The sequence below is a fragment of the Endobacterium panacihumi genome (genome assembly GCF_050847465.1).
Taxonomy (GTDB): Bacteria; Pseudomonadota; Alphaproteobacteria; order Rhizobiales; family Rhizobiaceae; genus Neorhizobium; species Neorhizobium panacihumi.
The window spans coordinates 256,518-270,110 of record NZ_JBOZRA010000002.1 but is presented as its reverse complement, the minus strand read 5'-3'; the positions used below and the strand labels follow the sequence as shown (position 1 = coordinate 270,110).

Annotated in this window: 12 protein-coding genes; 8 read left to right on the top strand and 4 right to left on the bottom strand. The window is 59.0% G+C overall.

Going from position 1 to position 13,593, the window contains the following annotated elements:
* Window positions 1–120 precede the first annotated feature (120 nt).
* The 4 genes from ACRQ1B_RS13110 to ACRQ1B_RS13095 all read left to right on the top strand — a co-directional run bounded on the left by ACRQ1B_RS13110 (window position 121) and on the right by ACRQ1B_RS13095 (window position 4,854).
* The gene (locus tag ACRQ1B_RS13110) at window positions 121–459 is read left to right on the top strand and encodes a GIY-YIG nuclease family protein (protein ID WP_432294116.1); all 339 of its coding nucleotides are present in this window, start codon (window positions 121–123) and stop codon (window positions 457–459) included.
* 766 nt (window positions 460–1,225) lie between these two features.
* The gene (locus ACRQ1B_RS13105; RefSeq protein WP_432294115.1) at window positions 1,226–3,067 is read left to right on the top strand and encodes a bifunctional diguanylate cyclase/phosphodiesterase; all 1,842 of its coding nucleotides are present in this window, start codon (window positions 1,226–1,228) and stop codon (window positions 3,065–3,067) included.
* A 68-nt stretch (window positions 3,068–3,135) separates the two neighbouring features.
* Window positions 3,136–4,131, top strand: a complete 996-nt coding sequence (locus ACRQ1B_RS13100; protein WP_432294114.1) for an NAD(P)H-quinone oxidoreductase — start codon at window positions 3,136–3,138, stop codon at window positions 4,129–4,131.
* Between the two features lie 576 nt (window positions 4,132–4,707).
* Window positions 4,708–4,854, top strand: a complete 147-nt coding sequence (locus tag ACRQ1B_RS13095; RefSeq protein WP_432294113.1) for a DUF1127 domain-containing protein — start codon at window positions 4,708–4,710, stop codon at window positions 4,852–4,854.
* A gap of 66 nt (window positions 4,855–4,920) precedes the next feature.
* Here the strand turns inward: ACRQ1B_RS13095 and ACRQ1B_RS13090 are convergent, their stop codons facing one another.
* Window positions 4,921–5,658, bottom strand: coding sequence for a DUF3750 domain-containing protein (locus tag ACRQ1B_RS13090; RefSeq protein ID WP_432294112.1), 738 nt, complete (start codon window positions 5,656–5,658; stop codon window positions 4,921–4,923).
* Between the two features lie 89 nt (window positions 5,659–5,747).
* On the opposite strand from ACRQ1B_RS13090, the gene ACRQ1B_RS13085 reads away from it, so the two are divergent.
* Window positions 5,748–6,755, top strand: a complete 1,008-nt coding sequence (locus ACRQ1B_RS13085) for an asparaginase (protein ID WP_432294595.1) — start codon at window positions 5,748–5,750, stop codon at window positions 6,753–6,755.
* Window positions 6,756–6,825: 70 nt separating this feature from the next.
* Window positions 6,826–7,452, top strand: a complete 627-nt coding sequence (locus tag ACRQ1B_RS13080; RefSeq protein WP_432294111.1) for a glutathione S-transferase family protein — start codon at window positions 6,826–6,828, stop codon at window positions 7,450–7,452.
* Window positions 7,453–7,475: 23 nt separating this feature from the next.
* On the opposite strand, the gene ACRQ1B_RS13075 is transcribed toward ACRQ1B_RS13080, so the two are convergent.
* Both ACRQ1B_RS13075 and ACRQ1B_RS13070 read right to left on the bottom strand, forming a co-directional pair.
* Complete coding sequence (locus tag ACRQ1B_RS13075; protein WP_432294110.1) at window positions 7,476–8,135, bottom strand: glutathione S-transferase family protein; 660 nt, start codon at window positions 8,133–8,135, stop codon at window positions 7,476–7,478.
* A gap of 114 nt (window positions 8,136–8,249) precedes the next feature.
* Window positions 8,250–9,617, bottom strand: a complete 1,368-nt coding sequence (locus ACRQ1B_RS13070; protein ID WP_432294109.1) for a TIGR03808 family TAT-translocated repetitive protein — start codon at window positions 9,615–9,617, stop codon at window positions 8,250–8,252.
* 207 nt (window positions 9,618–9,824) lie between these two features.
* On the opposite strand from ACRQ1B_RS13070, the gene ACRQ1B_RS13065 reads away from it, so the two are divergent.
* On the top strand, window positions 9,825–11,360 hold the full coding sequence (locus ACRQ1B_RS13065; RefSeq protein ID WP_432294108.1) for a sensor domain-containing protein: 1,536 nt from the start codon (window positions 9,825–9,827) through the stop codon (window positions 11,358–11,360).
* Between the two features lie 5 nt (window positions 11,361–11,365).
* Here the strand turns inward: ACRQ1B_RS13065 and ACRQ1B_RS13060 are convergent, their stop codons facing one another.
* Window positions 11,366–11,935, bottom strand: coding sequence for a MarR family winged helix-turn-helix transcriptional regulator (locus tag ACRQ1B_RS13060; protein ID WP_432294107.1), 570 nt, complete (start codon window positions 11,933–11,935; stop codon window positions 11,366–11,368).
* 121 nt (window positions 11,936–12,056) lie between these two features.
* On the opposite strand from ACRQ1B_RS13060, the gene ACRQ1B_RS13055 reads away from it, so the two are divergent.
* A complete protein-coding gene (locus ACRQ1B_RS13055; RefSeq protein WP_432294106.1) occupies window positions 12,057–13,556 on the top strand; it encodes an MDR family MFS transporter in 1,500 nt (499 codons plus the stop codon).
* Window positions 13,557–13,593 lie beyond the last annotated feature (37 nt).

Genomic DNA, 13,593 nt, shown 5'->3' with positions numbered 1-13,593 from the left:
ATCAATATCCGGCAGCGACATTTTGTGGTGTGTTGGGTGGGGAGGAGAGCAAATCGAAAATGCGACAATTGTTCAGTAAAGGCCTTTGCGTGTCTTGGCGCCTCTGTCATTCTGAGGTGCATGCGCAAAGGGTATGTCTACATCCTGGCATCGAAGCGTAACGGCACGCTTTATACCGGCATGACCAGCGATCTGCCGGGGCGACTTTATGATCATCAGCACGAACTGACGCCGGGTTTCACCAGTCGTTATGGCGTGAAGACTCTCGTCTGGTTCGAAGAACATGACCTGATCGTTGATGCCATTCGCCGCGAAAAGACGATCAAGAAGTGGCCGCGCGCGTGGAAACTCAATCTGATCGAGACCATGAACCCGGATTGGGAGGACATTGCGCACTCTCTCCTCCGTCATCCCGGCCTTGTGCCGGGATCCAGCAGCGCCGCGTCTGCGGCGCGATAGATTCGCTAACGGTCACCGCGAAGGAAGAGTTCTCTCACCGCGCGGACGCGCGGTGGCTAGATCCCGGCTCAAGGCCGGGATGACGTAGAGGAGAGAGGATGCCACCTCCGCCATTACACAACAAAAACGGCACTCAATGTCGCAAACAGAATATTCTTTCCTCGAGCCGACACCCTCCGATCCAACAAAATCAAGATCTTGTATCTAATTTTATCCCCGCATTTCGGGACCGTGCGACACTCAACGCGTTCTGTTTCGGCTACACCGGTCCGCATTGCCGGCGAGATAGAGCCGGTGATCGCATGGAACGCCCTGATGCAGGTGATCCATGCGGGGCTGCGCAGAAAATGGTCTTCCTCTCGCCTGAAAGATGGCGGGGCGTGCGTGTGTCGCACACAAACCGGCTCGATCTAAAAGCAAGAACAGCGAGTCGCCGCAGAAGGACCGGAGTTGCGCGGAAAAACCACCGAACGGGGCACGTCGTGCGCCATTATAAAATTAAATTAGGAGGCACAGGACGTGCCCCGGCCGCATAACCCGCAAACGACAGCGGGTGTTTTTTGAAAACCGAAGATCGCCAAGGGATGAATCTGCTCTGTGGGAGGCTTAGGGGTATGTAAGCAAAGCCTGCACTACCCTTTGAATAAAAACGCTCTTTGCTGTCACAAAAGCTTCATCAAACCTTCATGTAAGGCTAAGTCATTTTTGACCATTTGCTGCGAGCGTCCGGCCAGAATTTTTAGTGATACTGTAGTGGAGATTGCCGATGTCGGCAGCGACGTCACTCGAGCCGGACATGTTCCGGCGTTATGCCAATGACCAGCTGGTCACCCTCGGCAAACTCGTCCTTGAAAATGCCTTCCAGCCGATTGTCGAAGTCGGCACCGGCACGGTGTTCGGTTACGAATCCCTGATGCGCGGCTGTGATCGCCTCGGCTTCGAAACGCCGCCGCAATTGCTCGATCAGGCGGCCGAAACCGGTCAGTTGTTGCCGCTCGAACAGATGATGGCCAGCCGCGCGCTTGCCAAATTCGCCACGCTTCCGGATTTTTCCGACGCCACGCTCTTCCTCAATCTCGATGTCCGCCTGATCTGCCAGGGCGAGGAATTCGTTGAAAAGCTTATCCAGCATCTGCGCAATGCACATGTGCCGCCGTCTTCGGTCTGTTTCGAGCTGTCCGAGCGTTTCGACAATACCAGCGTGCCGGAATTCGCCGCGCTGATGACCACCATGCGCAAGGTCGGCTTCAAGATCGCCATCGACGATTTCGGCGTCGGCCACAGTGAGATGAAGCTGCTCAGCGATTATCAGGTCGATTACCTGAAGATCGACCGGCATTTCATCGCCGGTTTCGACAAGAGTTCGCGCAAACGCCATCTGGTCAAGAATATCGTCAACATCGCCCATGTGCTCGGCGTTCGGGTCATTGCGGAAGGCGTGGAGACGGAAGCGGAATTCCTGTCCTGTCGCGAACTCGGCGTCGATCTGATCCAGGGCTATTTCGTCGCCAAGCCCACAACCTTCATCAACGAGCTGCAGCCGTCCTTTGCCCATCTGGCAGATCTTGGTCGCCAGCGCCGCAACAATCAGTCGCTCGACGAAATCCTCATCCGCAAGCAGATCGAACGCCTGCCGACGGTTTATGAACACGAGTCGATCGACAGCGTCTTCGAACTGTTTCGCCGCAACCCGCGCCAGCCGTTTTTTCCGGTGCTGAATGCCAATGGCGAGCCGCGCGGCATCATTCACGAATATCACCTGAAGGAATTCATCTACCAGCCGTTCGGCCGTGACCTTTTGAAAAACAAGGTCTATGAGCGCACAATCTCGCATTTCGTCGATCACGCCCCGACCGTCGGTCTCGATGCCAATGCCGAGCGGCTGATGTCGATCTTTGCCAATATGGACGGCAGCGATTGCGTCATCCTGACCGAAAACATGCGCTATGCCGGCATCGTTTCCGCCGCCTCGCTGATCAAGATCATCAACGAAAAACGCCTGAAAAGCGCGCAGGACCAGAACCCGCTCACGGGCCTGCCGGGCAATCTCGCCATTCGCGATTTCATGCAGACTGCGGGTCGCGATGACGAGCAGACCCGTTTCTTCTGTTATTGCGACTTCGACAATTTCAAGCCGTTCAACGACCATTACGGTTTCCAGATCGGCGACCACGCCATCTCGCTGTTTGCGGCGCTGATGAAGCGTTATTTCTTCTCCGAGGGCGATTTCCTCGGCCATGTCGGCGGCGACGACTTTTTCATCGGCGTCGGCGGCTGGTCGATGGAGGAGATCACCGAAATCCTCGAACGCCTGCTCAGCGATTTCCATGATGACGTCGTGCAGTTCTATTCGCCGCAGGAACGCGCGGAGGGCCGTATCAAGGGGCATGATCGCTCCGGCCTGGAGCGTTATTTCCCGCTACTGCGCTGCTCCATCGGCGTTATCGAACTGCCGCAGGGCCTGCTGCTGGATGATGTCGGCCGTGTCAGTGCCGAAATCGCCGCCATCAAGGCATCCTCGAAGGAAAGCGATGGCGGGCTGGTGTTCCGCGTCTTTGGCGGTGGTGAGCCGGATCTTCTGTCCAATCTGCGCGGGGGAGCGACGTAACGCCGCCTTCCCATATTTCAGCAGCTGCTCTAATTCGATCATGATGAATTGAAAGGGAGAGCTCAACGATGCTGCCGAACCAGATGCGCTATATCGACCTGCCCTCCTTCGGCGGGCCGGAGGTCATGACCCTCGCGACCGGTCCCTTGCCGGCCGTCCGTGCCGGCGAAATCCTCGTGAAAGTCGAGGCCGCGGGTGTCAACCGTCCGGATGTGCAGCAACGCAAGGGCGCCTATCCGCCGCCGAAGGATGCCAGCCCCATTCTCGGCCTCGAAATCGCCGGTGAGGTCGTGGGCCTCGGTGACGGCGTCTCCGAGTTCAAGCTGGGCGACAAGGTCTGCGCGCTGGCAAACGGCGGCGCTTATGCCGAATATTGCGCCGTCCCCGCCGGTCAGGCTTTGCCGTGGCCAAAGGGATACGATGCGGTCAAGGCCGCAGCACTCTGCGAAACCTTCTTCACCGTCTGGGCCAACCTCTTCCAGATGGCGGGCCTGACCGAAGGTGAAAGCGTGCTCATTCACGGCGGTTCCAGCGGCATCGGCACGACGGCCATCCAGCTCGCCAAAGCCTTCGGCGCTACCGTTTACACCACCGTCGGTTCGGAAGAAAAACGCGCGGCTTGTGAAAAACTCGGGGCGAAACGCGCGATCAATTACCGGACCGAGGACTTTGCCGACGTGGTGAAGGCCGAAACCGGCGGTGCCGGTGTGGATGCCGTGCTCGACATGATCGGCGCCGACTATCTGGAAAAGAACCTTTCGGTGCTGGCCAAGGACGGCTGCCTGTCGATCATCGCGTTCCTCGGCGGCAATATGGCCGAAAAGGTCAATCTGACCCCGATCATGGTCAAGCGCCTGACGGTGACCGGCTCGACCATGCGTCCGCGCACGGCGGAGGAAAAACGCGCCATCCGGGATGATCTCCAAAGCCAGGTCTGGCCGCTGTTGGAAGCCGGCACCGTCTCCCCGGTCATTCATTCGGTTGTGCCGTTCGATCAAGTCGGCGAAGCCCACCGGCTGATGGAAACCAGCAGCCACATCGGCAAGATCGTGCTGAAATTCTGAAGGGTTCAGGCAGAGCAGTCTGGTCAGGCTCGCGAATGCTAAGCCTAGCCGGCTCATTTTGCAACGCACATATATTCGCATCACGTTACATAACTTGCCTTGCAACAGCAGCGTCGGCCACCTACCTTTTAGTCATCATCAACGTAATGAAAGGAAGGTGGTCCAATGTCTAATGAGATTTCGGTCTGTGTTACGGGCAATGGAAAGGTGGCGGTCTTGACGGGGCAGCCCTCGGCCTGAACCACATCTTCCTTCGGACCGCAGTGATGCGGACCGGGTTCGAAAAACGGACCAAACTCATGGAAGGGTCGCTACGGCGGCCCTTTTTGCATGTCTGACGCCCGGACATCTCACGGCGAATTACCGGCGCTTGCTCCGCATCCAGCCGATTCCGTCTCCTCTCCATTGCCTCCTCATTGATCTTTCGCAATTGAACCCATGCAAATATGCATGGGTGAGATGATGATTGGGCGCTTTTTGTGCGCAATTTCGAGGCGTATATAAGGGTCATCGAAGGCAAGAGAGCGCCAATAACCGGCAGCTAAAACTTCGAAAACCCAAGGAAAGGGGATCATCATGAACGTCGTACGCACACTCAACAACTGGCGCAAATTCCGTCAGACGGTTTCGGAACTCGACCGTATGTCCCCGCGCGAACTGGAAGACCTCGGCATCGAGCGTCACAATATCCGTCGCTTCGCGCGCACGGCAAACGGCCTCTGAGCCAACAGACTTCAAGATCGTTCAACGCCCGCTCGTCCGCGGGCGTTTTGCGTTCGGCGCATAGCTCTAAATGCCCACGCGCCCGATCGCTGGTACCTTGAGGCCGGGGTTGGCGATGTCGATGCCGGCCACCAGGCCCAGAAAATGCAGCTCGAAACCGCTGCGCATCCCCGCCGAAAAGCCGAGAAGCCCGCGCAGCGTGACATGCAGGTCTCGCCCGTCGGCATCCACATGCCAGAAATCGCCGTCTGGCAGGTAGTCGCGCCCAACCGCGTGTGGCGGCAGCACCGCCCCCAGTTCCGGCACGTTGCGCAGGACATAGGCCACGAATGTATTGGAATTCGGCCCCGGCCAGATCGTGTAACCGCCCGGTTCCGAATAGGGATAGGCGGCGATCGCTCCTTCGATCTTGGGGATCAGAAGCTCCGCTTGCGCGCCCTTTGCGTGCGCCACCATTTGCGGCGGGTTGGAATACCAATAGGCATCCGGCGGCCGATGGTTTCGGCGGATCGGGCTGCCCCAGCCGACCTTGTCATAACGCACGTATGCGTTGGCACCCTTTTCTTTCGTCACAATCCACGCATGGCTTGCCACCGCGCCCTTCAAACCGCCTGTCGCCGCCGAAAAGATATAGGCGGCTGCCTCATCGCTGTTTCGCGCATCCGGCAGGATGTGTGCCGAACCCCAGTTGGCTTCGCTCCAGCGGCCCGGTCTGTCCTTTATGGCCCATAAGCCTGCTGCCGCGAATGTCGGCAGCAGATAGACGACGAAGATCAAAAGCAACAATCGCTTCAGATATTTCACCTAGTCTCCCCGCCTGTTATGTGGAGATGCGGATACGCGCCTGTCGCGTGGCTCCGGGAGGATGAGAGCAGCAAATGAGCGAGAGAGCCATGCAAAACCCCGTTACCGTCGAAGTCACCCGTGGCAGCCGTGTTGAAAGCGTGCACCGGGGGATTGCCGCCATTGTCGATGGCGATGGCAAACTGGTGTTTTCGCTTGGTGATATCGCGGCAGGGGTTTTTCCGCGTTCGGCCTGCAAGGCCATGCAGGCGCTGCCCTTGATTGAAAGCGGCGCCGCCGATGCTTTCGGGTTGACGGATCGCGAACTGGCGCTCGCCTGCTCATCGCATTCCGGTGAGGATGGCCATGTCGAAACGGCAGCGGGCATGCTTGCCAAGGCCGGGCACGATCTGTCGGTGCTCGAATGCGGTGCCCATTGGTCCAGCGATCAGCAGACTCTGATCCATCAGGCTCGTACGCTGACGGCGCCGACGGCGCTGCACAACAATTGCTCCGGAAAACATTCCGGCTTTATCTGCACCTGTGTCCAGATGGGCGTCGATCCCAAGCGGTATGTCGGTTACGATCATCCGTTGCAGGCGGAAATCCGCGGCGTGATGGAAAGCCTGACCGGTGCGGCGCTGGGGCATGAAAATTGCGGGACTGACGGATGCTCCATCCCCACCTATGCCGTGCCGATGAAAGGCTTGGCCCACGGCTTTGCAAAAATGCTGACAGGCAAAGGCCTCGGCGTCGAGCGTGCCAAAGCTTCGAAGCGTCTGTTCGATGCCTGCATGGCCGAACCATTCTATGTCGCCGGCACCAAGCGGGCCTGCACGATTTTGATGTCGCTTGCCCCCGGCCGGATCTTCGCCAAGACCGGTGCGGAAGGCGTGTTCGTCGCCGCCCTGCCGGAAAAGGGTGTGGCGATCGCCTCCAAATGCGAGGACGGCGCGACACGTGCCGCTGAGGCCATGATCTACGCCCTTATCGCGCGGTGTCTCGACAAGGGTGATCCCCTGCGTGATCAGCTTCTTGCCATGGCCAATCGCCCGATGAAGAACTGGAACGGCATCCATGTCGGCGATGTCAGGGTGACGGACGCATTGTTCGCTTGAGCATGGTTCGAAACATTGATGGTGTTCGGGCCGCGGTGCTAAAACCATCGCGGTCAACAGGAGGATCGCCATGTTCACGCTTCATCTTTCGCCGGGAGCCTGCTCTCGCGCAAGTCATATCGCGCTTGCCGAAACCGGCCTGCCCTACACGCTGAAGCGGGTGAACTTTGCTGATGGGGAACAGCGTTCGGACGGTTTTCTGAAAATCAACCCGAAGGGCCGGGTGCCGGCGCTGGAAACCGAACATGGCGTGTTGACGGAAACCGTCGCTATCCTCGCCTACATCGCTCAAGTGGCGTCCAGAACCGAAACACGGCTGGCACCCGCCGATGCTTTTGATTTTGCCCGCATGCAGGCATTAAATGCCTATCTCGCCTCCACCGTACACGTCGCTCACGCCCATGGTCGCCGTGCTGCCCGCTGGGCGGATGAGCCATCTTCGCATGCGGATATGTTGGCAAAGCTGCCCGCAAACATGCGAGACTGCTTCCGTCTGATCGAGGATGACTTTCTGGTTGGGCCCTATGTCATGGGTCAGCAATATACAGTCGCCGACGCCTATCTGTTCGTGATGTCAGGCTGGCTGAAAAGCGACGGTGTCGATATCGTTGAATTTCCCCGCGTTGCGGAACATCATGCCCGGATTGCCGTCCGGCCAGCGGTCAAGCGGGCGCTGGAGGAAGAGGCGGCGCTTTAGCGCCGCCTCTCGCATCGGTTCGGTTACGCCGGCTCCTTGTTGCGGGCGTCCCACATGGCCTTGAAGCCGGGACGGCTCTGGCAGGTTTCCAGCCATGTCTTCAGTGCCGGGCGTTCATCCAGCAGCGGCGCATGGCCTTGGCCGTAGCGAACGCATTCGGCAACATTGATATCGGCGACGGTAAAGCGCTCGCCGACCATGTAACTGTTTTGGGAAAGGTGTTGATCGAGAACGTCGAATGGCCGCTTCAACTGGCGCGCCGCGACGTCGATTTCGGTCTTGCCCTCTTCGCTTTCCTGTTTCCCGCCCGCGATGGTCGAGGAAATTTTCAGTGCCGTCGTTTCAATGCTGGTGGCGGCAAACAGCGACCACTGCACCATCAGCGCCTCTTCGTCGATGTCCTTCGGGCCGAGATCGCCACCATATTTGCGGGCGATGTAAAGGCTGATGGCAAGCGATTCATGCAACACGAACCCGTCGTCGTCCATGGACGGGATCGACCCCATCGGATTGACGGCCAGAAAATCCGGGGAGAGCGTGTTGAGCGGCGCTTCCGGCTGCAGCGGTTCGCTGATGCGATAGGCCTGGATAACCGGTGCAAGACGGAAAGGGTGGTTCAGTTCGGTGAGGAGCCAGAGCGGGCGCGTGGCGCGCGAGCGATAGACACCATAGATCGTCAGCATGCGAATCCTCCGTGATTGGCTGACGGCAAGCTATGAGGTGGATGCGGCGAAGGGAAGATCAATCGGCGTGCGCGATCCATGAAAACTTGAGATGGGTTTTGAGCCGAATGTATTTCAGATCACCCTGTTGCCCGTCACCGTCAGATGCGAAAACTCTGTCGCATCCAACGCCAGTTCCCTGCTTGCCACATCATGCCAGCGATAGCCGATGACACCGCCCTCGGTTACGCGCTCGAACAGGTTGCTGGCGATAATGGCGCTGCCGGCGCCCACCGCCACGGAAACGGCGCAGCCGGTCTTTGCCTGACGCACCACATTGCCGGTCACGCTGACATTGCGCAGATAAGGTCCCCAGCCAAGCAGCAGGCCGAAGCGCGGAGCGTTTTCGATGACATTGCCGGATACCGCCGTGTCTGCCTCCACGCTGATACCGAGACCGAAAAACGTATCGGATTGTTCGTAAGGTGCAGTCAGCGAAAGATTGCGCACGACATTGCCGGTCACTGTCGCCAGCCGGCCACCCTCGTTGAAGTTGACGATGGAAATGCCGTTGGCGGCGCCATCCACCACATTGCTGCTGACGATCGCGCCTTCGAAACCGAATTCGGAATAGATCGCCGTTTCGCCGGAAGCGAGGCACTGGTTGCTGGAGATCTGCACGTTCGAGCCGGCATTCGAGCGGATCGCCGAAAAGGCGGAGGATGAGATGTGGTTGCCGATCACCTGCACATTGTCCGCGCGGTAGATGTTGATGGCATTGCCATATTGACCGGTACCGCCATTCTTGGCGCGGGTGCCGGTTATGCGGTTGCCGGTCACCAACGTGCCGTCCGGTCCCTTCACCCAGCGATGCACGAGAATGCCGCCATTGCCGCAGTCGTCCACATGATTGCCGGTGATGGCAAGGCCGGTGCTTTCGATCGCCAGAACGGCATAGTCAGCTGCACCGGTAATGCGGTTGCGCTCGATACGGCCACCGCAACGCTCAAGCTGCAGGCCGGTCTTGGGCGAGCCCACGATCTCGCAATTGTCGACGATCATTTCGCCGACATTGCGCAGATGGACGAGTGCCGGTGCATGGTCTCCCAGACTGTGGCCCGCACCATCGAGAACAAGGTTAGACAATTCGATCCGCCGGGCACCATCGGAGCGCAGAAGATGGCCCTCGCCGTTATAGACGAGGCGGGTGGCGCCGGCGATGCCGTAAAGCCGGGTGCCATCCGGCAGGTCGAGATTGGATACCCGGTAGCTGCCCGGCGGCAGGAAGACCGGCGTGTTGGCCAGTGCCGCCTTGGCGATCAGCGCTGCGAGCTTTTTGCTCTGCGCATCCACGGCGCCCGGTATCACGCCTTGGCTTGCGGCATCCAAGCCGCCGCGCAGATTTGTCGCGCCGATGACCGCTTGCGGAGCGGCGCTCGCGAATCGTTCGCCGGCCGCCACTCCGGCGATAGTCAGCGTTAGGAGCGCCCTGCGGCGCGACATCGTTAAATTTGAGTTCATAGCGCGAACTAGCATTTTTCTTGCCAATTTTTCGTATCATTTCGATACACGGATAGGCGGAAAATATGATGATAGGCCCGCAAAAGTTTCGAAATGTTCCGATCTTCTTAATTAAGGCTAAGGAATTGTCGCCCATCATTCCTGACCGGGGCTGGGGACTTCCCAACGATTGTCGAAGGAGAAGCATGGATGAGCAGTGCCATGTCGCGGGAGGTCGTTTCGGAGGAAAGCTCCGACGCGCTTGATGAACTCCGCTATCAGCTGCTGCGCATCTCCACATCCGGCGATCTGGGCGAGGATCATGCCCATCTGATGCAGCGGGCGTTGGATGCGGCCGCAATCCTCGATGATTTTCCCGAGTTTTTCTATATCAAGGATCGCCGCAGCCGTTACGTCTATGTGAATGCCGCCACCGCGACAGCCAGTGGTCCCTACGCCGCGACAGGCATGCTGGGAACCACGATTTTCGATCATATCCGGCTGGAAAAAGCCGAAGAAATTTTTATGCTCGAGCAAAATCTGATGTCGTCCGGCAAGGGATTTCTCGAGCGCGAGGAATTTATCGAAATCCTTGATCGCGATCCGATCTGGCTGCTCACCACCAAGACACCGTTGTTCAATGATGCGGGCGAAGTGATCGGCCTTCTGGGCGTGTCGCGTGACATCACCGAGCGCAAGCGCCAGGAAGAACTGCGGCGCTGCCATGCCACGCTTCTGGAGATGATTGCGCGCGGGCAGCCCCTGCCGAATGTGCTGGAAACCTTGAGCCGACTGGTGGAGCAGCAGCTTGGCGATGTCTGTGCATCCGTACTGCTCATGGAAGAAGGAACCGACCGGCTGCGCCACGGTGCGGCGCCAAGTCTGCCGGAGACCTATGTGAAACTGATCGACGGTATCGAGATCGGGCCGCGCACCGGCTCCTGCGGCACGGCAGCATGGCGTCAGTCGCGCGTCATCGTCAGCGATATCGAGAACGATCCGCTCTGGCATTCGTTTGCCGATCTTGCGCTGGTTTTCGGTTTTCGTGCCTGCTGGTCAATGCCGATCATGGGGCCGGATGGTGCGGTGCTGGGAACCGTCGCGCTTTACGCCCGCAGCGTGCGCGAGCCGACGCCGCTGGAACTGGAAGTGATGTCCGTCGCCACCGATATCGCCGGGATCGCCATCGAGCGGACGCGCAACGAAGAGCGCATCCGCCACATGGCGCACCACGATGCCCTGACCGGTCTGCCGAACCGGGCACTGTTCTGGACGCAGTTCAACCGGGTTCTGCTGGAAGCGAAACGCGAGAGGCGCAAGGTCACCGTCGCCTATATCGATCTCGACAATTTCAAGCAGATCAACGACCGCCATGGGCATGCAGCCGGTGACGAGGTGCTGAAAGTGCTGGCGGGGCGCCTTGCGGCCTGCGTACGCGCCAGCGATCTTCTCGTCCGTCTCGGTGGTGACGAGTTTGCCATCGTCTTTCCCAATTCCTTCCAGGACGAGCCGCATGTTGTGCGCCGTCTGCAGGAGGTTCGTATCGCGCTATCGTCGCCTGTCTTGATCGAGGGGAAGACGATCCGGCCGAGTTGCAGCATGGGGGCCGCCTTCTATCCGCAGGATGGCGATAACCCGGAAAGCCTGCTCGCCAGCGCCGACCGTGCCATGTACGATGCCAAGCAGCTCGGACGCGACAGGTTGAGCATCACCCATCCCGTGCTGGCCGACGGTTCCGGCATCTGATTTTTTTACGGATGCGGAGGCAGGCCTGCCGGTTCACCGGTTGTGTCGGAAGATCGGTAAACATCCTCGAAGCCATCAACGAAACGGGCAAACAGTCGGCCGAATGTCTCTCGGTCCTCCATGCTCCAATCCGCTGTCATCTGCTCGATCAGGCCGTGCTTGACGTTGCGGATTTCCTTCAGCAGGTTTTCTCCCAATTTCGTGGGCGCGATCAGCGAGCGGCGGCCGTCTTCTTGCGATGCGTCCCGGCGCAAGATGCCGCGGCTGACGAGATCGGCCACAAGACGACTGCCGCGTGACGGATCGATGCGCATCGCCTCCGCAATGGCGCCGACGGTCACTTCGCCGCCTGCCTGCGCGATGCGACGGCTCACATCCAGCACATCCAGGTCCGTCAGATCGAGGCCCGGTGCCACATTGGCGATCGCCATACGTCCGACGATGCGGCGGCCGATGAGGAAACGCATGCGCGTCAACGTCTGGCCGATAACGATAGTCGTCTCGTCGGCGCTTGCGGTCTCCGTATCAGGCTTGCCTGTCGACGCGACGGATGAGGTTTGCGTGCTGTTGGTCATGACGGTTTAATAGCAAATCCGCACCTCGCAGCAAACATTTGTTTGCGATTGGCAAAAGCATGCGATTGACTATTATATGCGAAAGGCACATAATTTTTGTCAATCGTACGAAAGTCATTTCATGGATATGTCCCAGCCGGCGTTTCAGCCGCTCGTCGCCGATCCGCGTCGGCGTCTGCTTCTCTTCTTTTTCCTGATGTTCTCCATGTTCATGGCGACGCTGGATAACCAGATCGTTTCGACGGCCTTGCCGACCATTGTTGGTGAATTCGGTCAGATGGAGCGTTTCGGCTGGATCGGTTCGTCCTATCTTCTTGCCAGCAGCGCCGTCATGCCGCTTTACGGCAAGCTCGGCGATCTGTTCGGCCGGAAATATGTGATGATCGCGTCCATCACGCTCTTCACCCTTGGCTCGCTGATTTGCGGCCTAGCCTGGTCGATGGAATCGCTGATCGCCGCCCGCGTTTTCCAAGGCCTGGGTGGTGGCGGCATTCTGGTGTCGATCTTCTCCGTCAATGCCGATCTGTTCGAACCACGCGAACGGGCGAAATATCAGAGTTATACCAGCCTGGTCATCATGGCCTCCGGCAGTGTCGGGCCGCTGCTCGGCGGAACGATGAGCGACCTGTTCGGTTGGCGCTCGATCTTCCTGATCAACCTTCCGATCGGCATCATCGTGCTGGCTGGCCTGATCATTCTTCTGCCTTACAAGCGTCCGGAGCGACAGCCGAAGATCGATTATCTCGGCGCCATTTTGCTGGCCGCCGCGATTTCGTGTTTTGTGCTGTTTGCCGATAGCGGTGAGCTGTTCGGCTCGATCATTTCCACCGAAAGCCTGATCGTCGTCGCCATCTGCGCGATCTGCATTGCCCTCTGGGTCGCCGTGGAAAAACGCGCCGCCGAACCGATCATACCGCTGCGTCTGTTCAGGGATTCGACCTTTACGCTGTCGCTTGTCATTTCCGCGACCAGCGGTTCGGTGGCGATCGGCATGGTCAACTATTTCGCATTCTTCCTGCAGACGACGACCGGTCTGTCGCCGACTGCAGCCGGTTCCTTCTTTATCGCGGTCACGGTCGGTCTGGTGGCGGGGTCTATCTCTGCCGGCCGGCTGATCGCCATGACAGGACGCTATAAACCGTTTCTCGTGCTCGGTCTGTCGCTGAACTGCATTTCACTCGGCATCTTTTCCCAACTGCATGCCGGTACACCGCTTTATGTCATCGGACTCGTCATGCTGTTCCAGGGGCTTGCCGTCGGTTTCGGCCAGCAGGCGCCGGTCATCGCGGTGCAGAATTCTGTTCCAAGAGGGGATATCGGAACCGCGACCGGCACGGTGACCCTGATGCGCATGGGCGGCGCGGCGATCGCCATCTCCATCTACGGTGCCATCATAGCGGCCGGCCTCAGGGGTGTGCAGGTGGCAATCCCCGGCGTGCCTGACATCCATTCGCTGACACCCAAGCTGATGGCGACATTACCGGAAGCCTCGCGTCTGGCCGTCGCGGATATCTATGCCGGTGCCTTCACCAACATGTTCCTGACGGCATCGGGTATTGCCGCACTTGGCCTGATCGCGGCAATCGCCCTGAAGAATGTCCGCTTGCCATTCCGTAGCTGACGCTATGACCGTACAAACCTTCCAAAGCCTCGGGCCG